This window comes from Collimonas sp. (assembly GCF_035566555.1).
Classification (GTDB): Bacteria; Pseudomonadota; Gammaproteobacteria; order Burkholderiales; family Burkholderiaceae_D; genus Collimonas.
This window is the reverse complement of record NZ_DATMRB010000101.1, coordinates 50,089-72,554: the sequence shown is the minus strand read 5'-3', so window position 1 is coordinate 72,554 and position 22,466 is coordinate 50,089. Positions and strand designations below refer to the sequence as shown.

The 22,466-nt window shown below is 60.2% G+C and carries 22 protein-coding genes; 17 read left to right on the top strand and 5 right to left on the bottom strand.

What is annotated here, in order from left to right; genetic code table 11:
• Nucleotides 1–52 precede the first annotated feature (52 nt).
• The 6 genes from VNZ65_RS13465 to VNZ65_RS13440 all read left to right on the top strand — a co-directional run bounded on the left by VNZ65_RS13465 (nucleotide 53) and on the right by VNZ65_RS13440 (nucleotide 6,750).
• Nucleotides 53–1,231, top strand: a complete 1,179-nt coding sequence (locus tag VNZ65_RS13465) for a porin (protein ID WP_325669785.1) — start codon at nucleotides 53–55, stop codon at nucleotides 1,229–1,231.
• Nucleotides 1,232–1,396: 165 nt separating this feature from the next.
• Nucleotides 1,397–2,071: a TetR/AcrR family transcriptional regulator gene (locus VNZ65_RS13460; protein ID WP_325669783.1), complete on the top strand. Its 675-nt coding sequence runs from the start codon at nucleotides 1,397–1,399 to the stop codon at nucleotides 2,069–2,071.
• 12 nt (nucleotides 2,072–2,083) lie between these two features.
• Nucleotides 2,084–3,073, top strand: a complete 990-nt coding sequence (locus tag VNZ65_RS13455) for an HlyD family secretion protein (protein WP_325669781.1) — start codon at nucleotides 2,084–2,086, stop codon at nucleotides 3,071–3,073.
• The gene (locus VNZ65_RS13450; RefSeq protein ID WP_325669779.1) at nucleotides 3,070–4,077 is read left to right on the top strand and encodes an ABC transporter ATP-binding protein; all 1,008 of its coding nucleotides are present in this window, start codon (nucleotides 3,070–3,072) and stop codon (nucleotides 4,075–4,077) included. The genes VNZ65_RS13455 and VNZ65_RS13450 overlap by 4 nt, the downstream gene beginning before the upstream one ends.
• A gap of 2 nt (nucleotides 4,078–4,079) precedes the next feature.
• The gene (locus VNZ65_RS13445; RefSeq protein WP_325669777.1) at nucleotides 4,080–5,231 is read left to right on the top strand and encodes an ABC transporter permease; all 1,152 of its coding nucleotides are present in this window, start codon (nucleotides 4,080–4,082) and stop codon (nucleotides 5,229–5,231) included.
• A 37-nt stretch (nucleotides 5,232–5,268) separates the two neighbouring features.
• Nucleotides 5,269–6,750: an efflux transporter outer membrane subunit gene (locus VNZ65_RS13440; RefSeq protein WP_325669775.1), complete on the top strand. Its 1,482-nt coding sequence runs from the start codon at nucleotides 5,269–5,271 to the stop codon at nucleotides 6,748–6,750.
• Here VNZ65_RS13440 and VNZ65_RS13435 read toward each other — a convergent pair.
• Both VNZ65_RS13435 and VNZ65_RS13430 read right to left on the bottom strand, forming a co-directional pair.
• A complete protein-coding gene (locus tag VNZ65_RS13435) occupies nucleotides 6,747–7,286 on the bottom strand; it encodes a hypothetical protein (RefSeq protein WP_325669773.1) in 540 nt (179 codons plus the stop codon). The genes VNZ65_RS13440 and VNZ65_RS13435 overlap by 4 nt on opposite strands.
• 98 nt (nucleotides 7,287–7,384) lie before the next feature.
• Nucleotides 7,385–8,305 carry a LysR substrate-binding domain-containing protein gene (locus tag VNZ65_RS13430; protein WP_325669771.1) on the bottom strand — a complete coding sequence of 307 codons (921 nt, stop codon included), beginning with the start codon at nucleotides 8,303–8,305 and terminating at the stop codon, nucleotides 7,385–7,387.
• Between the two features lie 154 nt (nucleotides 8,306–8,459).
• Between VNZ65_RS13430 and VNZ65_RS13425 the strand changes: the two genes are divergently transcribed.
• Nucleotides 8,460–9,194 carry an isochorismatase family protein gene (locus VNZ65_RS13425; protein ID WP_325669769.1) on the top strand — a complete coding sequence of 245 codons (735 nt, stop codon included), beginning with the start codon at nucleotides 8,460–8,462 and terminating at the stop codon, nucleotides 9,192–9,194.
• 35 nt (nucleotides 9,195–9,229) lie between these two features.
• Nucleotides 9,230–10,126, top strand: a complete 897-nt coding sequence (locus VNZ65_RS13420) for a pirin family protein (protein ID WP_325669767.1) — start codon at nucleotides 9,230–9,232, stop codon at nucleotides 10,124–10,126.
• On the opposite strand, the gene VNZ65_RS13415 is transcribed toward VNZ65_RS13420, so the two are convergent.
• Complete coding sequence (locus VNZ65_RS13415; RefSeq protein WP_325669765.1) at nucleotides 10,080–11,003, bottom strand: LysR family transcriptional regulator; 924 nt, start codon at nucleotides 11,001–11,003, stop codon at nucleotides 10,080–10,082. The genes VNZ65_RS13420 and VNZ65_RS13415 overlap by 47 nt on opposite strands.
• Nucleotides 11,004–11,095: 92 nt before the next feature.
• Between VNZ65_RS13415 and VNZ65_RS13410 the strand changes: the two genes are divergently transcribed.
• From VNZ65_RS13410 to VNZ65_RS13395, 4 genes are read left to right on the top strand one after another with little or no spacing between them, the layout of a single operon-like run.
• A complete protein-coding gene (locus VNZ65_RS13410) occupies nucleotides 11,096–11,986 on the top strand; it encodes an alpha/beta hydrolase (RefSeq protein ID WP_325669763.1) in 891 nt (296 codons plus the stop codon).
• Nucleotides 11,987–12,003: 17 nt separating this feature from the next.
• Nucleotides 12,004–13,428, top strand: a complete 1,425-nt coding sequence (leuC, locus tag VNZ65_RS13405; protein WP_325669761.1) for a 3-isopropylmalate dehydratase large subunit — start codon at nucleotides 12,004–12,006, stop codon at nucleotides 13,426–13,428.
• Entirely contained in the window at nucleotides 13,421–14,062 is a 642-nt protein-coding gene (leuD, locus tag VNZ65_RS13400) for a 3-isopropylmalate dehydratase small subunit (protein ID WP_325669759.1), read from the top strand. The genes leuC and leuD overlap by 8 nt, the downstream gene beginning before the upstream one ends.
• Before the next feature lie 60 nt (nucleotides 14,063–14,122).
• On the top strand, nucleotides 14,123–14,635 hold the full coding sequence (locus VNZ65_RS13395) for a GNAT family N-acetyltransferase (RefSeq protein WP_325669757.1): 513 nt from the start codon (nucleotides 14,123–14,125) through the stop codon (nucleotides 14,633–14,635).
• A gap of 293 nt (nucleotides 14,636–14,928) precedes the next feature.
• Here the strand turns inward: VNZ65_RS13395 and VNZ65_RS13390 are convergent, their stop codons facing one another.
• Nucleotides 14,929–15,258, bottom strand: coding sequence for a hypothetical protein (locus VNZ65_RS13390; RefSeq protein WP_325669755.1), 330 nt, complete (start codon nucleotides 15,256–15,258; stop codon nucleotides 14,929–14,931).
• Between the two features lie 83 nt (nucleotides 15,259–15,341).
• Nucleotides 15,342–16,322: a hypothetical protein gene (locus VNZ65_RS13385; protein ID WP_325669753.1), complete on the bottom strand. Its 981-nt coding sequence runs from the start codon at nucleotides 16,320–16,322 to the stop codon at nucleotides 15,342–15,344.
• Nucleotides 16,323–16,716: 394 nt separating this feature from the next.
• Here VNZ65_RS13385 and VNZ65_RS13380 point away from each other — a divergent pair, with 394 nt between their 5' ends.
• From VNZ65_RS13380 to VNZ65_RS13360, 5 genes are all read left to right on the top strand, one after another.
• Nucleotides 16,717–17,742, top strand: a complete 1,026-nt coding sequence (locus VNZ65_RS13380; RefSeq protein ID WP_325669751.1) for an NADP-dependent oxidoreductase — start codon at nucleotides 16,717–16,719, stop codon at nucleotides 17,740–17,742.
• 85 nt (nucleotides 17,743–17,827) lie between these two features.
• Nucleotides 17,828–18,121, top strand: coding sequence for an antibiotic biosynthesis monooxygenase (locus VNZ65_RS13375; protein ID WP_325669749.1), 294 nt, complete (start codon nucleotides 17,828–17,830; stop codon nucleotides 18,119–18,121).
• A gap of 406 nt (nucleotides 18,122–18,527) precedes the next feature.
• Nucleotides 18,528–20,225, top strand: a complete 1,698-nt coding sequence (locus VNZ65_RS13370) for a S10 family serine carboxypeptidase-like protein (RefSeq protein WP_414649128.1) — start codon at nucleotides 18,528–18,530, stop codon at nucleotides 20,223–20,225.
• Nucleotides 20,226–20,316: 91 nt separating this feature from the next.
• Nucleotides 20,317–20,688 carry an EF-hand domain-containing protein gene (locus VNZ65_RS13365; RefSeq protein WP_325669747.1) on the top strand — a complete coding sequence of 124 codons (372 nt, stop codon included), beginning with the start codon at nucleotides 20,317–20,319 and terminating at the stop codon, nucleotides 20,686–20,688.
• A 233-nt stretch (nucleotides 20,689–20,921) separates the two neighbouring features.
• Entirely contained in the window at nucleotides 20,922–22,466 is a 1,545-nt protein-coding gene (locus tag VNZ65_RS13360; RefSeq protein WP_325669745.1) for a DUF1800 domain-containing protein, read from the top strand.

Here is a 22,466-nt window from a genome sequence, read left to right as displayed (position 1 = left end):
TTTCAAAAAAATAGTTTGCTTCATCATTTAAAAAATATATCCGGGGACAAAGATGAAATTGAAGTTAGCAAGCATTGCAGCACTATCCTTAGTTACTTGCGCAGCATCTGCGCAATCTTCGGTCACTATCTACGGCATGGTCGATTCCGGGATATTGTCGATATCGAACAATTCCAATCCGGCCTTGGGTTATCTGCCTAACGCGAGCAATGGCGGCGCAGTCGTCGGTGTCAAGGACGGCGGGATGGGCCTGAGTTTCTGGGGTATCCGCGGTTCCGAGGATATTGGCAACGGCATGAAAGCCAACTTCAATTTACGCGGCAATTTTTCTACCCAGACGGGGGCGGGCGGCGGTCCCAATTCATCGGGCGGAACTTCCATGTTCAATCAGGAAGCCAATGTCGGCCTTTCCGGCGATTTCGGTTCGATCAAGGCTGGCCGCGTCATCGCGCCAGTGTTTTACGCATTTGCCGCGACGGATGTGCGTGGCGGGGCATATTTTGGCAGTAGCTTGACCGGCCTGATCGGCATGAACAGTGCAACAGGGGCTTTTGCCGGCAGCAATTCAAATGCCGCCATCGCCACCATCTACAATGACAATGCGATCGTCTATGTTTCTCCTAAAATCTCCGGAATCACGGCCAGTTTTGAATATGCATTTGGTGAAGTTGCAGGAAATGCGGCGGCCGGCAGGCAAATCGTCGGGACCCTGGCTTACGATGGTCCTCGTTTGAAACTAGACGCCATTTATTACAGCGGCAATGACAATGGCATCGTTGCATCCCTCAATCCCCAGGGGCACACCACCAACCGCCTGATGCAGATCGGCGCGCTGTACACCTTCGAATCCTTATCGTTGAGCGTGGGATACTGGAAGGCTGAAAATCCGACCTTCCCAGGCGCTGGAGTCAATCCTGCCAAATTTGGTGGCGCGGCAACCACAGGCCGCCTCAGCATGATGAACTATGGGGCAGGGTATCGCATTTCTCCCCAGCTCAATCTGACCTCCGGCGTGTACAGCATCAAAGACGGCAATAACGCAGCGAACAAATCCGTCATGTATGTGGTCGGCGCCGATTACGCGCTGTCGAAGAGCACCAAGCTGTACCTGGAAGCAGCCGACGTCAATAACCACGGCAGCAATATGAACCAGTCTCCTGTCTATGCACAACCGGTAACGGCAGGCGTGAGTACGCATGCATGGATGGCAGGCATCAACCATAGGTTTTAATCTGAAGAGGGCCGCGCCGCTGTCTGGTGCGGCCTTTTTTAGCTAAATATCTTTTTAAATCATGTCATTGCAGAATTTTATTAATGTTTTTATTTAATTCCATGAGGCTTTGCCGTTACATCTGCATCCTTGTAATTAATTAATTCGTTGATTAATCTTTGATGCATGACCACCCCCGCGCCAGTACGCGGCCGACCGCTGGCATCCGACCAGGACAGCCGCGAAAAGCTGCTCGACACCGCCACCCTGCTGTTTTCGTCGCAGGGCATCGCGGCCACCACGGTCGCCGCTGTCGCGCGCCAGGCCGGGGTCACCGCCGCCATGGTGCACTACTACTTCAAGAACCGCGACCAGCTGATCGAAGCCGTGGTCGACGAACGGGTCAGCCTGTTCATCCGCAGCATCTGGGATCCGATCAGCGGCGATCAGCCGCCGGAGCAGATGATCATGGGGATTGTCGACAGGATGATCAGCACCACGGAAAAAATGCCCTGGATGCCGGCCCTGTGGATACGCGAAGTCCTGAGCGACGGCGGTCAGCTGCGCGAGCGCATGGTGCGGCGGGTGCCGCTGGCCAAGCTGGCGCTGTTTGCCGACAGCATCGCGCGCAGCCAGCAGGCGGGCCAGCTCAATCCGCAGCTGCGCCCTGACCTGATTTTCATTTCCGTCATCGGCCTGACCATGCTGCCGCTGGCGATGGCGCGTACCTTGAAGGACAGGCCGTCATTGCCGATTGCGCACAAGCTGGCGCTGATGGACAAGGCGGTTCTGGTGCGCCATATCAAAGCGCTGCTGTTGCACGGGTTGGCCATGCCTGGCGCGACCCTCTCTGACGACTAACCGGGGATTTCCATGCATACCAGCCTGGCCGATCATTGCAAGCAGCTTGCCCGTCCTGCCGGCATCGCGGGCGCGGTTTTCAGCTACCTGGCGCTGGCGGCGTGCACGCCGGCCAACGATAACGACTGGCAGGGCTATGTCGAAGGCGAATATGTGTATGTCGCGGCGTCGCAGGGCGGCCGCCTGGACCGGCTGTCGGTGCAGCGCGGCCAGCAGGCGGCGCTGGACGCGCCCTTGTTTGCGCTGGAAGCGGGCGATGAAAGCGCTGCCCACAACCAGGCGCAGCGTCAGCTGAAAGCCGCCGAAGCGCAGCTGGCCGACATCCAGAGCGGCAAGCGGCCGCAGGAACAGGAGGTGACGCGGGCGCAGCTGGCGCAAGCGCAGGCGACGGCGCTTAAAGCCACATTGCAGTTACACCGCGACGAATTGCAGTTCCAGGCCGGCGGCATCGCGCGCCAGCAGCTCGACGACTCGCGCGCGGCAGCCGAGACGGCGAACGCCCAGGTGCGGCAGTGGCAAAGCCAGTTGACGGTGGACCGCTTGCCTAGCCGCGAAGCCCAGGTGCGGGCGCAACAGGCTCAAGTCGCCGCCGCCCAGGCGGTGCTGGCGCAGGCCGACTGGAAGCTCGGCCAGAAAACGGTGACGGCAACCCGCGCCGGATTGGTGTTCGATACCATGTACCGAGAAGGCGAATGGGTGGCGGCCGGCAATCCGGTGCTGCGCATGCTGCCGCCGGAAAACGTCAAGATCCGCTTCTTCGTGCCGGAAACCACCCTCGGGCGCTTCAAGCTCAATCAGGCGCTGACGCTCAGCTGCGACGGCTGCCCGGCCAACGTGGCGGTGCACGTTTCCTATATTTCCACCGAATCCGAGTACAACCCGCCCATCATCTACAGCAACCAGTCGCGCGCCAAGCTGGTGTACATGATCGAAGCGCGGCCGGCGCCGGCCGATGCGCTCAAGCTGCATCCGGGCCAGCCGGTGGAAGTGAGGCTGCAATGACGGCCATCGCCAGCGAACCTGGCAACGGCGCTGGCAGCGATGCCGAAAAGACGGGCGGTGACCTGGTGGTCGATGTCGACCGCATCAACAAGCATTTTGGCAGCAAGCATGTGGTGAAAGATCTGTCGCTGCAGGTCCGGCGCGGCGAGATCTTCGGCTTCCTGGGGCCGAACGGCAGCGGCAAGACGACTTCGATCCGCATGATGTGCGGCTTGCTGACGCCGGATTCCGGCCATGGCACCTGCATGGGCTTCGATATCATCAAGCAGAGCGACCAGATCAAGCGCCGGGTCGGCTACATGACGCAGAAGTTCTCTTACTGGGATGACCTCAGCATCCGCGAAAACCTGGATTTCGTGGCGCGCATCTACGGCATGCAACGGCGCAAGGAAGTGGTCGACCAGAGCCTGGAGAAACTCGGCCTGAGCAGCCGCGCCAAACAGCTCGCCGGCTCGCTTTCGGGCGGCTGGAAGCAGCGGCTGGCGCTGGCGGCCAGCATGTTGCACCAGCCGGAACTGCTGTTGCTGGACGAGCCGACCGCCGGCGTCGATCCGGCCGCGCGCCGCGATTTCTGGGAGGAGCTGCACCGGCTGGCAGCGCAAGGCATCAGCGTGCTGGTCAGCACCCATTACATGGACGAGGCCGAACGCTGCCACAAGCTGGCTTACCTGGCTTACGGCAAGCTGCTGGTGCAAGGCACCGCCGCCGAAGTGGTGGCGGGCCAGGGGTTGAGCACCTGGGCGATTTATAACAGCCGCGACAGCGACATCCGCGACAACAAGCTGGTCGGCCTGTCGCAGCAACTGCATGGGCAGCCGGGAGTCGACCAGCTGGTGGTGTTCGGCACCTCGCTGCATGTCTGCGGCAAGGATGCCGCCTTGCTGGAGCAGACCCTGCGCCGCATTACCGCCGGTCACGGCCTGCGCATGGAAGCGATCGACACCAGCCTGGAAGACGTCTTCATCTACATGATGAACCGCTCCACCGACAATTTCGAGGAGTAGTCATGAGCGGCTTTTCGGGGTTTTCGGGTTTCTCATTCAACCGCTGGTGGAGCATCGTCCTCAAGGAATTCCTGCAGCTGATGCGCGACCGCGTCACGGTGCGCATGATCACCGTGATCCCGGTGATGCAGATGGTGCTGTTCGGCTTTGCCATCAACAGCGATCCCAAGCATATGCCGACCGCCGTCATCGCCGCCGATCACAGCGAGTTCACGCGCACCTTCATCGCTGCCATGAAGGCGTCCGACTATTTCGATATCGTCGCCGAACTGCCCAACGAAGCGGCGGCCCGCAGCGCGCTGGCGCAGGGCAAAGTGCTGTTCGTCCTCAACATTCCGGCCAGCTTCACGCGCGACCTGCTGCGCGGCCAGCGGCCTGCCTTGCTGGTCGAGGCTGACGCCACCGACCCTACCGCCACCGGCATGGCGCTGGCGGCCTTGCCGCAACTGGTGCAATCGGTCGCCGACAAGGACTTGAAAGGCGCGCTGGCGAAGTTCAGCGGCGGCGCGCCAGCCTTCGAGGTTCAGGTGCAGCGCCTGTATAACCCGGAAGGCGTGACCCAGTACAACGTCGTGCCTGGCTTGATGGGCGTGATCCTGTCGATGACCATGGTGATGATGACGGGCCTTTCCATGACCCGCGAACGCGAGCGCGGCACCATGGAAAACCTGCTGGCGACGCCGGTCTCGCCGATCGAAGTCATGAGCGGCAAGATCATGCCGTATATCGCGATCGGCCTGATCCAGGCCACCATCATCCTGCTCGGCGCCCGTTTCATGTTCCATGTGCCGTTTGCCGGCAGCGTGCTGGCGATCTACCTGGCGGCGCTGCTGTTCATCGCCGCCAGCCTGACGGTTGGCATCACCTTGTCCTCGATCGCGCAAAACCAGTTGCAGGCGATGCAGCTGACCATGTTCTATTTCTTGCCGAACATCCTGCTGTCCGGCTTCATGTTCCCGTTCCAGGGCATGCCGAGGTGGGCGCAGTTCATCGGCAACCTGCTGCCGCTGACCTATTTCAACCGCCTGATACGCGGCATTCTGCTGAAGGGCAACGGCTGGGTCGACCTGTGGCCGAGCGTCTGGCCGCTGATGCTGTTCACGGTGATCGTGATGGGCATTGCGCTGCGCTTTTATCGCCGTACCCTGGATTGAGGGAGTCATCATGCAGCCAGCAGCGATGCTAGTCCGAATGCGGTGTGCGGCAAGGCTGGCCTTGTGCCTGGCGATCAGCGCTGCGCTCAGCGCCTGCGCGGTCGGGCCGGATTTCCAGGCGCCGGCGGCGCCGGCCGTGGTGCAATACACGGCCGGCGTGCAGCCGCAGGCCACGGCAGCCAGCGGCGGCGCGGGCGGCGTGGCTCAGCAGTTTGACGCCGGCATGGATATTCCGGCGCAATGGTGGCAGCTGTTTCATTCGCCGCAGCTGGATACGCTGGTGCGCACGGCGTTAGACAACAGTCCGCAGATTGCGCAGGCAAAAGCGACTCTGCGCCAGGCCAGCGCAACGCTGCAGGCGGAAACCGGCGCCACCCGCTATCCGCGAGCCGATCTGCAGCTGGGCGGCGCGCGCCAGCAGATCGACACCACTGCGCTAGGGATTCCGAATGTGCCGCAGGCCGGGCCGTTCAACCTGTACAACGCCTCGCTCAATGTGTCCTACACCATCGACGCTTTCGGCGCCAACAGCCGCATGCTGGAAGGCTTGCAGGCACAGGCGCAGAACCAGGCAGAAGAATTGCGGGCAGCGCGTCTGGCATTGGCGGGCAATGTCGTCACGGCGGCCATCAGGCAGGCCGTGTTGCAGACTCAGATCGCCTGCACGTTGCAGATGCTGCAGCTGCAGCGCCAGCAGCTCGCCATTATGCAGCAGCAGCTGGCCGCCGGCGGCATTGCCGAGCGCGATCTGAAGAACCAGCGCGCCTTGGTGGCGCAAAACGAGGCAGCTTTGCCGGGGCTGCAGCAGCAAATGGCGCAGGTCAGCCATCAGCTGGCGGTCTATCTGGGGCAGGCGCCTGGCGCGGCAACGCTGGCGCCGCTAGATCTGGATGCGCTGACGCTGCCGCAGCGGCTGCCGCTCAGCCTACCTTCAGCGCTGGCGCGCCAGCGTCCCGACATCCGCGCCGCGCAAGCCACGCTGCACCAGGCCAGCGCCCAGGTCGGGGTGGCCACGGCCGGCCTTTATCCGCAGCTGACTTTGTCGGGCAGCGCCGGCGCGGAACAGACGCATATCGCCGATATCGCCAATAGCCTGAATGTCTGGAGCCTTGGCCTGAAGCTGATGCAGCCCTTGTTCCACGGCGGCGAACTGCGCGCCAAAAAACGTTCCGCGGTCGCCGCCTATGATGCGGCCGCGGCCGGCTATCAGCAAACGGTGCTGCAGGCCTTGCAGCAGGTGGCGGACAGCTTGCGCGCGCTGGAGCACGATGCGCTGGCGCTGCAGGCGAGGACGCAAGCGGCCGAAAATTCCCGCGACAGCCTGGCGATCGCCTTGAAACAGTATCAGACCGGCGGCGTCAGCCATCTGAGTTTGCTGGACGCTCAGCGTCAAAGCCTGCAGAACGAGCTTGACCGCAGCGTGGCGCAGGCGGCGCGCTATGCCGATACCGCGGCGTTATTGCAGGCGCTGGGCGGAGGCTGGTGGAATGAAGCAGGTGCGGCGCAGGATCCGCATTAGCGGCCTTTTGCGCCGATATAGGCAAGCACCGGTTCCAAGCCTTGAATGACAGGCGCGCCGCTGATCACGGCATCGGCCGAGCACCAGGGATAAGGCAGGACGGAGACCCATTCCATGACATCGTCGCGTACCTCCGGCGGCAGCGTTTGCATGGCTTCTATCGTGATCGACAGGCGTTGCGCCAGATGGGATTCTGCGGCGAAGAACCAGTCGTAGCGGCCGCAGCCGACGCGCACGGCGCGGCTTTCCTTTTCCGTCATGGCGACCAGCCAGTCGCAGGAAAAAACCGTTTCCTGATTCTTCGGCGGCACTGCCAGGCAAAAGGTATAGATATTCTCGTACATCTGGCCAAAGCGGCGCACCAGCAGGTCCGCGATATGCTCGCGTCCTGCCGTCGCCGGCGGAAACGTGATGGCGCCGCTGTTGACCGCCATGGCCAGGCTGGCGTCTTCAGTGAAGGCGCGCGCCATCAGGTGCGGCCGGTTGCCGTCCTTGGCCTGGATGTAGGCCAGGATGGAATTGGATGGTGTGCGCATGCAGGATACCTCTGGTGGCGGGGCTGGCAAAGACGACAGCGCCTATTATCGGTCAGGCAGTGTTTGTGTGCTGGCCGGCCATCGATGGCCGCGGATGGCTAAGCCAGCGCGGCCGGCAATTCGTTCTTCAGGAAATCGACAAAGGCCCTGACTGCCGGCGCCAGGCCGCGGCGCGACGGGAACAGCACCACCAGGTGGCCGGCCCTGGGGCGCCACTCCGGCAGCACCACTTGCAGCGTGCCTGCCGCCAGTTCAGCGGCACAGGCGTAGCGCGGCAGGGTAGCGACGCCCATGGCGGCCAGCGCCGCTTGCTTCAGCACGGACAAATTGTCGCTTTGCAGCCTGAGTTTGCCGATCGGCGCCTGGTGCCTGGCCTCATCCGGTCCTAGCAGGCGCCAGCTGGCTTCGCTGTCGCTCAGCGGCGCATAGTACAAGGCGTCGGCCTCGGCCAGCGCCGCCAGGTCGTCAATCGGCCCATGCTGCGCCAGGTATGGCGGACTGGCCGCCAGCGTCCAGTGCACCGAGCAGAGACTGCTTTGCACCAGGCTCGACGATTCCAGCTGGGCGCCGATGCCGCGCACCACGACATCGATGTTTTCTTCTATCAGATCGATCTGGCGGTTGCTGGCCTGGACCATCAGGCGCACCTTGGGGAACTGCTGCATGAAGCGCGGCAGCAGGTGCGGCAAGGCAATGTCCGCGACTGCCATCGGCAGGCTGACGCGCACCGTGCCGCTAGGCTCGCCCAGGCGCTTGCGCACCGCATCTTCGCCGGCATGCGCCTCGGCGACCATTGCGGCGCAATGGCGGTACAGTTCCTGGCCGGCCTCGGTCAGGCTCATGCGGCGCGAAGTGCGCTGCAGCAGGCGGGCGCCGAGGCGCGCTTCCAGCTGCGTAATGCGGCGTGAAATGCGCGACTTCGGGATCCCCAGCGCATCGCCGGCCGCGGTAAAACCGCGCCGCTCGACTACCTGGGCAAACAGATAAAGGTCATTCAGGTCGATCGCCAGAGGATTCATGGGGGCTTTGTTCGTTTTATCGTTCCACCAGCGAAACGATAGGTTGTCATTTTGCACCTTTTCCCATGATCGTTGCAAGCGCATCATGGATCCCAGGCAAAGAAAGCAATTGCCGCTCACCAGAAACTACCTACATTACCTACAGGAGAATCACATGAAACACAGCAAATTTATCCAGGCTGGCGCCATCGCCGCTCTGGCTTTCTCGCTTTTCGCCGCTAACCTTGCCGCAGCCGCCCCGGTTGCCGCGGCCGACGCACAGGTCCTGAGCGGGAACGCCTATCTCACCCCGCAATCGCGCGACGATACCGTGCTGCTGCTGGTCGATCATCAGGTCGGCCTGTTGACTGGCGTACGCGACATGCCCGTTGCCGAGCTCAAGCATAACGTGGTGGCGCTGGCCAAGGCGGCGCAGGCATTGGGCGTGCCCGTGATCATGACGGCTACCATGCCGGACGGCATGTGGGGGCCGACCATTCCGGAACTGCGCGCGGCCTTGCCAGGCGTGCCGGTAATCAGCCGCAAAGTGGTCAATGCCTGGCAAGATCCGCAGGTGCAAGCGGCGATCCGTAAAACCGGGCGCAAGCAAATCCTGATCGCCGGCGTTTCGCTGGAAGTCTGTGCTACTTTCCGGGCCCTGTCCGCCAAGGCCGCCGGCTACGATACGCGCGTGGTGCTGGATGCCTCAGGCACATTCAATGACGCCAAGCGCACGGTCGGCTTGCAACGGCTGGCCGGCGCCGGCGTGCCGGTGACCGACTATGCCACGGCGGCAGTCGAAATGCTGCGGGATAACACCGACCCGAAGGCACAGGATGTCTATGCCGCGCTGGACATGCCGTTCGCCAATCTGGTCTGGCAGCTGCACAGCGCGTTCAGCAAGCAATAAAGCAGGCATCTTTCATCGGCAACAGGAGAATCCACATGAACAAGAGAATAGTTGTCTCGCCGGTGGTCGCCGGCCATGAAATGCGCATCGGCCAGGGCTTCAACGCCATGCATTTTACGGAAAGCGATTTCCAGGGAATGATCGATCCGGTCGTCATGCTGGACCACTTCCACATGACAGCGCCGACCTTCGAGCCGCATCCGCACGCCGGCATCTCGGCCGTGACCTATGTGTTTGAAGATTCCGCCAGCCCGCACCACAACTACGATTCGCTCGGCAACCAGGGGCCGATCCATGCCGGCGACCTGCACTGGTTCGTCGCCGGCCGCGGCGCGGTGCATACCGAGCAGCCGGAAGGCGAGAATCCGCATGTGCATGCCTTGCAGATTTTCGTGAACCTGCCTGCCGCGCAGAAGATGATGGCGCCGCATGCGCTGCATGTGGATGCCGCCGACATGCCTGTGTTCCAGGCGCCGGGGGTGCGGGTGAGGGTGGCGGCAGGCGAGTCCCAGGGCTTGCGCTCGCCGGCGCAGCTGCCGCAGCCGTTCACGTTGCTGGATGGTTTTCTGGAAGCCGGCGGCACTTTTGAACATGCGGTTCCGGCAGGCTGGAACGCCATGATCTACGCGGTGCAGGGCACGCTTGGCGTGAGCATGGATGCTTTCGCCTGCACCCAGCAGGTGACGGCCGGCCAGGCGCTGGGGAGCAGCGAGGCGAGCGCCGTCAGGCTGACTGCGGCAGACTCTGCCCACTTCGTGATCTTGTCCGGCCCTGCGCTCAGGGAACCAATGGTCAAGCACGGACCGCTGGTGATGAATACCCTGGAGCAGATGAACGACCGGCTGCGGGCTTACCGGCGTGGCGAATTCGGCCGGCTGGAGCTGCCTACCAGCCCGGCTGGCCATCTTTCCGCGGCAACAGATGCGGCTTGAAGCGCGCCGCCAGGAAGTCGACGAAGGCGCTGACCTTGGCCGACAGGTTGAGGCGCTCCGGGTAGACCGCAAAGATGTCGGATGGGGGCAGTGTCCAGTCTTCCAATACCTGGCGCAAGCGCCCGGAGCGCAGGTAAGGAGCGACATCCCATTCGGAACGCATCAGGATGCCGTGGCCGGCCAGCGCCCACGCCAGCACGGTTTCGCCGTCGTTGCTGCTGAGGGCGCCGCGCACCTTGACCGTCTCCTGGCGCTTGCCGCGGCTTAAATGCCAGCTGCCGTAGGCGGCTTCGTTTTCCCGCAGCACGATGCAGGCATGGGTCTGCAGGTCGCGCGGCGTGGCCGGCGCCGGATGCTGTTTCAGATAAGCCGGCGCGGCGCACAGCAGGCGGCGGTTGGCAGCGATCTTGCGCGCGATGATGCGTGCATCCGGCAGCTCGCCGATGCGGATGCCGATATCGAAGGCCTGGTCGGTCAGGTTCACAGGCCGTTCGGACAGTAGCAGCTGTACTTCCACCTCCGGAAAGCGCTTGCTGAATTCCGAGACGGCGGGGCCGATGTGCTTGCGGCCGAAGCCGAAACTGGCGTTGACCCGCAGCAGCCCCTTGGGCAGCGCCCGGCTGCTGCCGATAGTACGTTCCAGCGCTTCGATATCGGCCAGGATGCGGGCGCCGTCCGCCAGGTAAATTTCGCCCTCGTGCGTGACGCTCATGGTGCGCGTGGTGCGGTTCAGCAGGCGCACGCCCAGCCGCCGTTCAAGGTTCGCCAGCCGTTTGGTGACGGCCGGCGGGGTAAGGCCAAGCTCGCGCGCCAGCGCCGCAAGGCTGCCGGTCTTCACCAGGGCGGCAAAAAATGCCAGGTCGGAGAGTGTATTCATTATTAACTTGAGGGAAATAATAGAATCAATATTAATGAATTATAAATCGAACCGCCGGTTATACAATCTCTTCATCAAAAGGAGAGCGAGCGATGTTTCCAGGATTCGAGCATGGCGTGGCCGAAGTCAACGGCACACAGATCAAGTACATTCGCGGCGGCAGCGGTCCTGCATTGCTGCTGTTGCACGGTCATCCGCAGACCCATGTGATCTGGCACAAGGTGGCGCAGCAACTTGCCGGCCGCTTTACTGTCATTGCCGCCGATTTGCGCGGCTACGGCGACAGCGGCAAGCCTGCCGGCCTGGCGGATCACAGCAACTATTCCAAGCGCACCATGGGACAGGACCAGATCGCGCTGATGGCGCAGCTGGGATTTCCACAATTCCTGTTGATGGGGCATGACCGCGGCGGCCGCGTGGCTTACCGCATGGCGCTTGATCATCCTGAGGCGGTACGCAAGCTGGTGCTGCTGGATATCGCGCCGACGCTGGCCATGTACGAGCAGACCAGCATGGCTTTCGCCACGGCCTATTACCACTGGTTCTTCCTGATCCGGCCGGCGCCGTTCCCGGAGCTGCTGATCGGTTCGCATCCTGAGCAATACCTGAAGCACACGATAGGCGGCCGCAGCGCCGGCCTGGCGCCGTTCACGCCGCAAGCCTATGCCGAGTACCTGCGCTGCCTGAGCGATCCGGCGACCATCCACGGCATCTGCGAGGACTACCGCGCCAGCGCCGGCATCGACCTCGAACACGAAAGGCTGGACCTGGCCCAAGGCCGCAAGATCGCATGCCCGACCAAGGTCTTGTGGGGCGCCGACGGCGTCATCGAGAAATGCTTCGATCCGCTGGCGGAATGGGAGAAGCTGGCGACAGACCTGAGCGGCAAGGCGCTGTCCTGCGGCCACTACATTCCGGAAGAAGCGCCGGACCAGCTGCTGACGGAAGTCCTGCCATTTCTTGCCGATGGTTTTATCGATTGATCGCCGGAGATCATGCCATGCCACCTCGCACACTGTATAAAAAGCTGGTCGATAGCCATACCGTTGCCGTATTGGATGAGCAGCACGTGCTGCTGTATGCCGATCTGCACATCATGAACGAATACACCAGCCCGCAGGCATTCAGCAGCCTGCGCGCCGCCAGGCGCAGCGTGCTGCGGCCGCGGCAGCAGCTGGCGGTGGTGTCGCACATCATTCCGACGCATCCGGTCGGCGTCGCGCAGCGCGTGATCCTCGATCCGGCTTCGGCGCTGCAGGCCAGCAACCTCAAACGCAACTGCCGCGAATTCGGCATCAAGCTGTTCGACACCAACCATGAACTGCAGGGCATAGAACACATCATCGCCCCCGAACACGGCTGGATCCGGCCCGGCATGGTGGTGCTGTGCGGCGACAGCCACACGACTACCTACGGCGCACTGGGTGCCCTCGGCTTCGGCGTCGGCACTTCTGAGGTGGAGCACATACTGGCGACCCAGACCCTGGTCTACCGCCTGGCGCAAGACATGCGCATCAAGGTCGACGGCGTGCTGCCGGTAGGCACATCGGTCAAGGACCTGATCCTGCTGATCATCGCCCGCATCGGCGCCCAGGGCGCGCGTGGTTATGCGGTCGAATTTGCCGGCAGCACGATAGCGGCGCTGTCTGCCGAGGCGCGCATGACCTTGTGCAATATGGCGGTGGAAGCCGGCGCCAGGGCGGCCTTGATCCGTCCTGACCAGACGACTTACGACTATATCCGCGAGAAAGCGCAGGATCTGAGTACGCAGGATTTCGAGCAGGCGCTTGGCGACTGGCGGCAGCTCTACAGCGATGAAGGCGCCGTCTTCGATGTCGAACATGTGTTCGCGGCGCAGGAAGTCGCGCCGTTTGTCACCTGGGGCACCAGCCCTGATCAGGCGATTGCGGTCAATGCCTTGATTCCCGATCCGCTGCAGGCAGGCGACGCCCATGCGGCGGCAGCGACCGCCCAAGCCTTGCAATACATGGGTCTGTCGGTCGGCGCCGCGATCGCCGGCTTGTCGGTGGACCGTGTCTTCATCGGCTCCTGCACCAACGGCCGCATCGAGGATCTGCGCATCGCCGCCGCCATCGTCAAAGGCCGGCAGGTGGCGCCGGCAGTGCGGGCGATGGTGGTGCCCGGCTCCGGCGCGGTGCGCCGCCAGGCTGAGCAGGAAGGCTTGGCCGCCATCTTCATCGCCGCCGGTTTTGAATGGCGCCAGCCAGGATGCTCGATGTGCCTGGCGATGAACGACGATGTGCTGGCGCCGGGCGAACGCTGCGCTTCCACCACCAACCGCAATTTCGAAGGGCGCCAGGGCAGGGGCGGGCGCACCCATCTGATGAGTCCGGCGATGGCCGCCGCCGCTGCGCTCAGCGGCTGTATCTGCGATGTCCGCATTTTGGAGAAGCAGCATGTCTGAACATAAACGCATCGAAGGCATCGCCGCGCCGCTGCTGATCGACAACCTCGATACCGACCAGATCATGCCCAAGCAGTTCCTGCGCACGATCACCAAGGAAGGATTGGACCGGGGCGTGCTGTTCGACCTGCGCTGCCATCCGGATGGCAGTCCCAAGCCGGATTTTGTGCTGAACCGCCCTGAATACAAGGACGCCAGGATCCTGGTCGGCGGCGCCAATTTCGGCTGCGGCTCCAGCCGCGAACACGCGGTGTGGGGCTTGCAGCAGCTGGGCGTGGAAGCCGTCATAGCACCAAGCTTTGGCGAGATTTTTTTCAGCAACGCTCTCAATAATCGCTTGCTGTTGATCGTCCTGGAACAAGAGCAGATTGCCTTGCTGCTGCAGGCGTCGGCCGCCAACGGGCACAGCCTTGCGATAGATCTGGAACAGATGCAGCTGTCGTGCGGATCGCTGGCATGCGCTTTTACGCTGGCAGAACGGCACAGGAAAATGATCGTCGAGGGCCTGGACATGGTGGGCGCGACCTTGCAACTGCTACCCGAGATCACCGCTTTCGAGAAACGCCATGCAGCAGCAAGTCCGTGGGCCAGGGTCTTGCCGGCAGGTGAGGACAATCATGGGCATATTGCATGATTTGCGCTAGCATCGGGTAGAAGGCGCCTTGGGGCGCCAATTGAATTCGAATGCCAGGTGATGAAAGAAACAAGGTTCAGTATCGCGCCGATCCGCGCCGAGCACGCCGCGCAATTCCACCAGGTGCTGGACGCGATCGCACGTGAACGTATTTATCTTGGCCAGACAGAAGCACGGTCGCCGGCCTGGGTCAGCGAATTCGTCGCCAATAATATCAAGCACGATCACGCACAGCTGGTTGCCCTGCACGGCGACCAGATGATCGGCTGGTGCGACATCCTGCCGCATCCCTTGCCGGGTTTCGGCCACGGCGGCACACTCGGCATGGGCGTGATCAAGCCGTGGCGCGGCCAAGGCGTCGGCCAGGCACTGCTGGCAGCCACCATCGACAGCGCCCTGAGCCGCGGCATCACGCGGGTCGAACTGGAGGTCTATGCCGGCAATGCCGCCGCGATCGGGCTCTACCGCAAACATGGCTTTGTCGTGGAGGGCGTGAAACGCAAGGTCCGGATCCTGGATGGGCGTCATGATGACGTGGTCATGATGGCGTTGCTAGTACCGGCGGATTTTTGAGATAGTCATTTCCGCCATTCGTTGCACTGAGTAATGATCTACACACTTTCACGCCATTGCATTTTGGCTGCGAGAGTTATGGCTCCTACAAAGCATTCTCGCAGGGAAATTGGAGCGACGAAATTGATCCCGTCTGGATAGGCGTTGCTTGTCAATTCTTTATTGCTTATGCTATGCGCCCCGCCAAGGCATCGATTGAATTATCTAGTACAAGCAAAGAATGAAAACAGGTGCCAGAATATTTCGCTAGGCACCTGTTTTTAAAAAAATCAAAAATTTATTTGTAATGTTGATTATGAAACTGACACATCACCAATTAGACAATATCCGGCACTATCTTTATTAGCATAGACGGAGATTGGACTTTTCGTTACTTTAGCGGACAGTATTGTGGCAACAATTGCATTATAATTCGTCGCATTGGAATCAATATAAGCCCAGCCGTTTCCATTGCATTTCGCAGTGCCAGAAACGTATACCCTAAAATCCATATTATGACTGGTACCACCTGAGGCTACAACTTCAATTCCGACTACGGTTCCAGTTAAGACGCCATCCCATGCACTGGCTGGCCCAGAAAATAGAACAATGGCTGCAACTGCTGCGGAGAAAATTTTACGCATTTTATTTCCTATAATTTAAATTAACTGAAGAGTTTTATTGGGTTTCAATAAATTCGATACTGCTTTTTGTTTCTATATTTGAATCAATCGCGCAACAACATGTTTAAAACAGGAATAATTTTTGGCCCATTAATGCTGGCTAAGTAAGGGTCGTAAATTTCAGTCGGAATAATATCTACCTTGCCATTCCCATCAGTGGTGATTGTCACGACTGACTGTTCAATATAAGCTGCCCGTCCTGACGTGCCAGAGTCACATCTGGCTAATCCAGGATAGGATGCCTCTATCCTGTAAGAGAGACTGCTGTTTGGTTGAAGATATAGTTCAGTAGGCAAGTCTATGCTGCTGCGTGCATAAAGATCACCTTGCCTTTTTAATCTGTAATAGACGCCAAGCGCCTGCCATACATCTTTTGCAAGGCCAGCTTGGGTATAGGAAAGATCCCACTGATCGCTGTATGGGTAATCTTTAGATGCCATGGAAGTTATCAGTTTTTCTGATCTATCCGCAGCAACTCTATAAACGGAAATCTGCGGGACCCTTACTGCATACCATCTTTCATAATGAGTTTTATTGGTGCCTACATATATTGATTGACCACAATAAGAATTTTTGCTCAAGATATTGTAATTAATTCTAGCGATACCGTAATCAAGTGAATATTTGTAGCTTGCGCTTAATGCGCCAATTGGCTGGCTCTCATATGGCAATATTGAGTTATCAACAGCAATGTTGATGGCATCGTTTTTCTGATTTGAGTCAAGACTGGAGTTGTTGATTATTTCGTTCAATTTACCAGAGACATTTTTAATTTGCTCCCATCCTAACTGAGTGACGCTAGCAGGATTGTTCTTGACGTAGAACGAGACTTTTTCACCAATTTGATTTGTGAATGTTCGGATATCACCGGTTAACAAAGAACCCGCAATATTATTGAATGAGACATCAATATCATACGGCTCGCCCAGGTCAGGGAGAGTAGTTTGAGCGTGTAAGAAAGTTGTTGAACATAAAAGCACGGGAATTAATGCTAAATTAATAGAAAGATTAAAATTTTTAATCACAGTAATAGACTCTTTATGTTTAATGGTTAAAGTTAAATCATCACTTCAAGGCAAGGTATTGTCGGAATCTATATATATCAATGCGGCATGCCATTTCCCAACAGCTGCTGACTGGCGGTGAAAGAGGGGATGGTTTGCGTCTGCAATTTCAATCGTCGCTAACGACTGAAAATTCACTTAAATTTGTTTCAATTAGTTTCAAATTGTAACAAATTGAAACGAAAAAAATAGTGCTTTGTAAAAATATTTCCACGGCCAAAGGAGTTTCAGTTGCGCGGGCAATATATGTGGGTGGTAAAGGGTAGTTACGCCACGGGCGCAACGTTTGGGGTTAGCCAACGCGATTTTTGCAATTTCGCTACACTGTCAGACCAATAGCAAACAGGCTTCAACCATGCAAAATACCTATCAGAACCGCCAGTGGTTTTACGTCAAGCGTCCGGATGGACGCGTCGGCAATGATCATTACGAGCTGCGCGAAAGCGAACTCGACGGCGAGCTGGCGACCAATGAAGTGATCCTGCGCGCCAAATACATTAGCGTCGATCCGTATATCCGCATCCAGCAGCACGAGCGCAATACCTACGATGTGCCGCATCCGCTCGGGATCGTGCAGCGCGCCGGCGTGGTCGGCGAAGTCGTGGCTTCGGCCAGCCCGCTGTACCAGGCCGGCGACTGGGTCTCGGCCTACAGCGGCTGGCAATTGTATGCGCGCTGCCATCACAGCGAACTGACCAAACTCGATCCGAGCGCGGCGCCAGTCTCCACGGCGCTGGGCGTGCTGGGCATGCCGGGCCGCACCGCCTGGTTCGGCCTGACCGAAGCCGGCCGTCCGCGTCCGGGCGATACCCTGCTGGTCTCTGGCGCCGCGGGTGCGGTCGGTTCGCTGGTGGCGCAATTCGGCAAGCGCGCCGGCTGCCGCGTGATCGGCATCGCCGGCGGCGCCGAGAAGTGCCGCTTCCTGACTGAGACGCTGAAGCTGGACGGCGCTATCGATTACCGTGCACATACCACGCCGGAAGCCTTGAGCGCTGCGATCCAGGCGGCTACCGGCGGCGTCGATATCTACTTCGACAATGTCGGCGGGCCGATTACCGATGCCGTCATTCCGCTCATCAAGCGGCGCGCCCGCATCATCATCTGCGGCGCCATCAGCCAGTATGACGGCGGCCTCGACACCCCTGACCTTGGCCCGCGCTTCCTGCAGCACATGCTGTTCCAGCGCGCCACCATCCAGGGCATCCTGGCGCGCGACTACACCAGCCGCATGGATGAGATGCTGGCGATTGTGGCGCCCTGGGTAAAAAGCGGCGAAATCGTTTTCCAGGAAACCTATGTCGACGGTTTCGAACAGTTGCCGGAGGCGCTCAACAGTCTTTTCGAGGGCAAGAATCTCGGCAAGCTGCTGGTGCGCGTCTGATATCTTGACTCGGGTGCATTGCAATGCACCCGGGGACGCCTAAACTTGAAGACCGGTCGTTCATGCATGCATAGGGAGAGCTGAAATGGTGAAGCTTGGTCTGTTCGTCAGGTTGGAAGCGCGGCCAGGAAAAGAGGCGGATGTCGAAGCATTTCTGCGCGACGGCTTGGCAGTTGTACAACAGGAGCTGGCGACGACCACCTGGTACGCCATCAGGCTGGGGCCGTCGACTTATGGCATCTTCGACACGTTTCCCGACGAGCCAGGGCGCCAGGCCCATCTCACCGGCCGCGTGGCAGCTGCGCTGATGGGCAGGGCGGACGAGTTGTTTTCGCAAGCGCCGTCAATCGAAAAGATCGATATCCTGGCGGCCAAATAAGCGCTCAACGGCTGCCCTGGCGGCCGTTGTTTTCATCCTGGCTTGCGCTAGCCATCTGTTCCTCAGCGGCGGCATTTTGCACCACATCTGAATTGCAACTTTCCTTGAAGAAATGTATTTTTGTAGTATACCTTTGAGGTGGCAGGATCGAATCCCGTTCGGTTTTTCACCGCAATGAGATTTCCCGGCCAGGTCGCAAGGTCTTGCGGCTGCCTATCCAATCTGTATCCATCGAAGAAGCACCGGACCGGTCGCTCGGACAGGACTCGCTTGTCCAATTGTAAAAAGGGAGAGTAGCAAACAGCTTGCAGACAGCGACCAGAAGCCGATCTGGCACAGCAAGCGATGGCGAAGTAACGGTAGCGTTTGTCAGTCAAATCACCCAGTCCACAAGAAAGGGCAAGAGATGAAAACAGATCGTCCCATGCAAGCCAGCATTCTTCCTCGAACCATCCGAAAGGCCATGCGCGCGGCGTTAGCGGTGCTGACGCTGGGCGCAGGCTGCGCTGCCATTCTTTCCATGCCGGCGGCGGCCGAAGTGTTCCCGCCCGACCAGCCTTACATGGACAACACGGCCTACGCATTCGGCGCCAGCGACGGCCTGGCAGCGTCCATCGTCAACGAAAAAGCCGCAGTGGCCTATCATCAGCTCACTTACCGCGAGAGCGGCAGGCGTGTCGATTACACCACCACCGCCGGCCACCTGACGGCAGCGGACGCCAACGGCAAGCCCGAGGCATCAATGTTCTACGTTGCCTATACGGCAAAAAACCGAGGCCCATGGCCGCGCCCGATTACCTTCTTCTACAACGGCGGACCGGGATCGTCGTCGATCTGGCTGCGCCTGGGTTCGTTCGCGCCAAGCCGGGTCGCCACACCCGATCCCTACACCACCGGCTGGCCTAATTTCCCGCTGGTGGATAACCAGGAAAGCCTGATCGATACCACCGACATGGTGTTCATCGATCCGCCGGGCACCGGTTTTTCCGAGGCAGTATTGCCCAACACTAACCAGACTTTCTGGGGCGTCGACCAGGATGCCGGCGTGATGCGCGATTTCATCCTGCGTTATCTCGCGGTCAATCCGCGCCCGCGTTCGCCGATCTACCTGTACGGCGAATCGTATGGCACGCCACGCACCGATGTGCTGGCGCCGTTGCTGGAACAGGCCGGCGTACGCTTGAGCGGGATCGTCCTGCAATCTTGCATTCTCGACTATAACGACCAGTATCCAAGCCTGTCGGACCTGCAACGGGCGACCGATTACACCGTATCGCTGCTGCCGGGTTACGCCGAAGTAGCCGCATTCTTCGGTCAGGTTACGCCGCCGCCGTTCGGCGTGCGCAGCTTTGCCTGGCGCATGCGCGATTTCTCGACCCGCCGTTATGCCGAGTTCCTGCCCTATGGCCCGACCTTCCTCGGCCTGGCCAACCCGCCGGTGTTTCCTACTCCTGCCGTGTATGCGCAAATGTCGCGCCAGAGCGATATCAACGTGAGCGCCCTGCAAGCCTACCTGGGGCCGAACCCGCTCAATACCACGCTGGTGCCGGGCTATACCATCGGCGGTTATGACGGCCGCGTATCGGCGCCGAACGACAGTCCGATGCTGGTGGGCGATTCCGATCCTTCCGATGCCTTGATCGCCAAGCCGTTCCCGGTGATCCTTAGCCAGCAGCTGCCGGATTACCTGAAATACACGGCGCCCAACACCACCTACGTGACCTTGAGCGATACCGCCAACATCAACTGGGATTTCAGTCACGGCGGGCTGGCGATGCCGGACACGATTCCCGACCTGCTGGCGGAAATCACGCTCAATCCGCATATCAAGGTGCTGGTGGAAAACGGCTACCACGACCTGGTCACGCCATTTTTCATGACCGAGAAGGATCTGGGCCGGCTCAAGAGCGTGAGCGGCATCCGGCCTGATATCCAGGTCACGCATTATTCCGGCGGCCACATGATCTACCTGGAAGATACTTCGCGGCCGCGCATGAAAGCGGATCTGGTCAACTATTACGAAGGCCGGCGCATAGGCGGCGCCATGACCTTCGCCGAGCTGCCGGCGCCGTGGTCGGACATGAATCCGGCAGGCACGCCCTGAGCCTGTGACGCAATCATATGACTCAATACAGAGAACCGGCGCCGCTGGCGCCCGGATCGACTATGATGAAGAAAGGCGTAGAGGAAATTCTATGAAAAATACACTTTATCTAATGGTGTTTGCCCTTTGTGCAACGGCAGGCGCGGCGCAAGCCAGCGATGCGGTAGCTACCCCGTCCGGGATGGCCAGGCATGGCGTGGATGGCCCGTTCTTCCCGGCGGCGCGACCGGCAGCGCCAGCCGCGCCGGCATCCACCGGGGACGCCCTGAAGACGCAGGCCATGAGCCGCCTGAAATCGAACTTCGACGCAGCCGATGTCGCCAAGACCGGGACGTTGACCCAGCAGCAGGCGCAAAAGAGCCGGCTGGGTTATGTGGCCAACAATTTCAGCCAGATCGACGTCAACAAAACCGGCAAGGTCAGCTTCGACGATGTGAAGCGCTACTTGCAGTCGCAACCATAAAAAAATCGCTTTCCGCAAGGGAAGCAAGCAGGAGCGCGGCCGTCGACGAGACGGCCGCGCTTTTTTTTCGCCAGCGTCCACCCTGGCATCGCGCCGCATCCCTGTTCTTTACAGGTCGTTACAACCGATACATATTGGCAGTGGCGGAGGCCAGTCTGAAATGCGTTAATGGTGTTAATACAAGGCACGCTTCAATATCGCCAGATTCTAATAATTCCAGCCGGGGACCGCACATGAAACTACCCATACGCTTCGCCATGCTTGCCCTGTTTTCAGTCAGCACCCTGGCGGCATCGGCAGCGCCTCTGACGACCGATCAGCAGGCCTTGCACGTACTGAACCGGCTCGGCTACGGCCCCAGGCCAGGCGATATCGAAAGCGTCAAACAGATGGGCATCGAGCGCTACATCGACAGCCAGCTGCAGCCGGAGAACATTCCTCTGCCGGCGGCGCTGAGCGCGCGCCTGAGCACGCTCGACGCCAGCAACGCCAGCGCCGGGGAAGTGCTGGCCGAATTCCTGGCAGTGCGCAAGGTCGCCAATGACGGCGACGAGGCCGCCAAGCAAAAGCGGCGCGAAGTGGTCGGCAAGATCGTCGAGCAGGATGCCGAAGCCAGGATCGCGCGCGCCATCGACAGCCCGCGCCAGCTGGAAGAAGTGATGGTGGATTTCTGGTTCAACCACTTCAACGTGTATGGCGGCAAAGGCCTGGACCGGGCCTTGATCGGCAGCTATGAACGCGACGCGATCCGGCCCTATGTCATGGGCAATTTCCGCGATCTGCTAGGCGCCACGGCGAAGCATCCGGCGATGCTGTTCTACCTCGACAACTGGCTCTCTACCGCCAATGATTATCAGCCGGTACCGGGCAGGCGCGGCGCCGCCCAGGGACAAAAAGGCAAGGCCACCGGCCTCAATGAAAACTATGCGCGCGAGCTTATGGAGTTGCATACGCTCGGCGTCGATGCCGGCTATACCCAGAAAGACGTGACCGAACTGGCGCGCATGCTGACCGGCTGGAGTTTCGAGCCGCGCGAGCTGGTGCGCAACAACCGGACTTTCCATTTCGATGCGCAACGGCATGACATGGGCGACAAGGAATGGCTCGGCCATCACGTCGGCGCCCAAGGCCAGGGCGAGGGAGAATTTGCGCTGGATGTGCTGGCCATGCATCCTGCCACCGCGCATCACCTGAGCTACCAGCTGGCGCAGTATTTTGTGCAGGACAATCCGCCGCCGGAGCTGGTCGAGCGCATGGCAAAACGCTACCTGGAAACCCGGGGCAATATCCGCGAAGTATTGCGGACCATGTTCCACAGTCCGCAGTTCATGGCCGCCAGCACTGTCGGCGCCAAGTTCAAGACACCTTACCAGTATGTGATTTCGGCGGCGCGCGCCAGCCAGGTGCCGATCACCAATGTGCGGCCTTTGCTGGGCGCCTTGAACCAGCTCGGCATGCCGCTGTATGGTGCGCAAACGCCGGACGGCTACAAGAATACGGAAGCTGCATGGCTCAATCCGGATGCCTTGACGCGGCGCATCACCTTTGCCACCGCGCTGGCAGCCGGACGCCTGCCCTTGAACAAGCCAGCGGGCCAGGACAACAATGCGGCGGCCCCGGCCGTTGCCAATGCCGCCGAGCCGCCGCTCGACGCTGACAGCTTGCTGAACACGCTGGGTCCGGCGATTTCGGCGAAGACGCGCGCCACCATCAGCAATAACCCGGCCGGCTTGCGCGCCGCCATGGCGCTCGGCAGCCCGGATTTCATGCAGCGTTGA

What these genes read in the sequence shown, in the direction of transcription:
- VNZ65_RS13445 (WP_325669777.1), top strand. Translation starts at nt 4,080, where the DNA reads ATGAGCGGCTTTTCGGGGTTTTCGGGTTTCTCATTCAACCGCTGGTGG.
- VNZ65_RS13370 (WP_414649128.1), top strand. Translation starts at nt 18,528, where the DNA reads ATGAAAACAGATCGTCCCATGCAAGCCAGCATTCTTCCTCGAACCATC.
- VNZ65_RS13420 (WP_325669767.1), top strand. Translation starts at nt 9,230, where the DNA reads ATGAACAAGAGAATAGTTGTCTCGCCGGTGGTCGCCGGCCATGAAATG.
- VNZ65_RS13365 (WP_325669747.1), top strand. Translation starts at nt 20,317, where the DNA reads ATGAAAAATACACTTTATCTAATGGTGTTTGCCCTTTGTGCAACGGCA.
- VNZ65_RS13440 (WP_325669775.1), top strand. Translation starts at nt 5,269, where the DNA reads ATGCGGTGTGCGGCAAGGCTGGCCTTGTGCCTGGCGATCAGCGCTGCG.
- VNZ65_RS13390 (WP_325669755.1), bottom strand. Translation starts at nt 15,258, where the DNA reads ATGCGTAAAATTTTCTCCGCAGCAGTTGCAGCCATTGTTCTATTTTCT.
- leuD (WP_325669759.1), top strand. Translation starts at nt 13,421, where the DNA reads ATGTCTGAACATAAACGCATCGAAGGCATCGCCGCGCCGCTGCTGATC.
- VNZ65_RS13375 (WP_325669749.1), top strand. Translation starts at nt 17,828, where the DNA reads ATGGTGAAGCTTGGTCTGTTCGTCAGGTTGGAAGCGCGGCCAGGAAAA.
- VNZ65_RS13455 (WP_325669781.1), top strand. Translation starts at nt 2,084, where the DNA reads ATGCATACCAGCCTGGCCGATCATTGCAAGCAGCTTGCCCGTCCTGCC.
- VNZ65_RS13380 (WP_325669751.1), top strand. Translation starts at nt 16,717, where the DNA reads ATGCAAAATACCTATCAGAACCGCCAGTGGTTTTACGTCAAGCGTCCG.
- VNZ65_RS13450 (WP_325669779.1), top strand. Translation starts at nt 3,070, where the DNA reads ATGACGGCCATCGCCAGCGAACCTGGCAACGGCGCTGGCAGCGATGCC.
- VNZ65_RS13460 (WP_325669783.1), top strand. Translation starts at nt 1,397, where the DNA reads ATGACCACCCCCGCGCCAGTACGCGGCCGACCGCTGGCATCCGACCAG.
- leuC (WP_325669761.1), top strand. Translation starts at nt 12,004, where the DNA reads ATGCCACCTCGCACACTGTATAAAAAGCTGGTCGATAGCCATACCGTT.
- VNZ65_RS13415 (WP_325669765.1), bottom strand. Translation starts at nt 11,003, where the DNA reads ATGAATACACTCTCCGACCTGGCATTTTTTGCCGCCCTGGTGAAGACC.
- VNZ65_RS13360 (WP_325669745.1), top strand. Translation starts at nt 20,922, where the DNA reads ATGAAACTACCCATACGCTTCGCCATGCTTGCCCTGTTTTCAGTCAGC.
- VNZ65_RS13395 (WP_325669757.1), top strand. Translation starts at nt 14,123, where the DNA reads ATGAAAGAAACAAGGTTCAGTATCGCGCCGATCCGCGCCGAGCACGCC.
- VNZ65_RS13465 (WP_325669785.1), top strand. Translation starts at nt 53, where the DNA reads ATGAAATTGAAGTTAGCAAGCATTGCAGCACTATCCTTAGTTACTTGC.
- VNZ65_RS13435 (WP_325669773.1), bottom strand. Translation starts at nt 7,286, where the DNA reads ATGCGCACACCATCCAATTCCATCCTGGCCTACATCCAGGCCAAGGAC.
- VNZ65_RS13410 (WP_325669763.1), top strand. Translation starts at nt 11,096, where the DNA reads ATGTTTCCAGGATTCGAGCATGGCGTGGCCGAAGTCAACGGCACACAG.
- VNZ65_RS13430 (WP_325669771.1), bottom strand. Translation starts at nt 8,305, where the DNA reads ATGAATCCTCTGGCGATCGACCTGAATGACCTTTATCTGTTTGCCCAG.
- VNZ65_RS13425 (WP_325669769.1), top strand. Translation starts at nt 8,460, where the DNA reads ATGAAACACAGCAAATTTATCCAGGCTGGCGCCATCGCCGCTCTGGCT.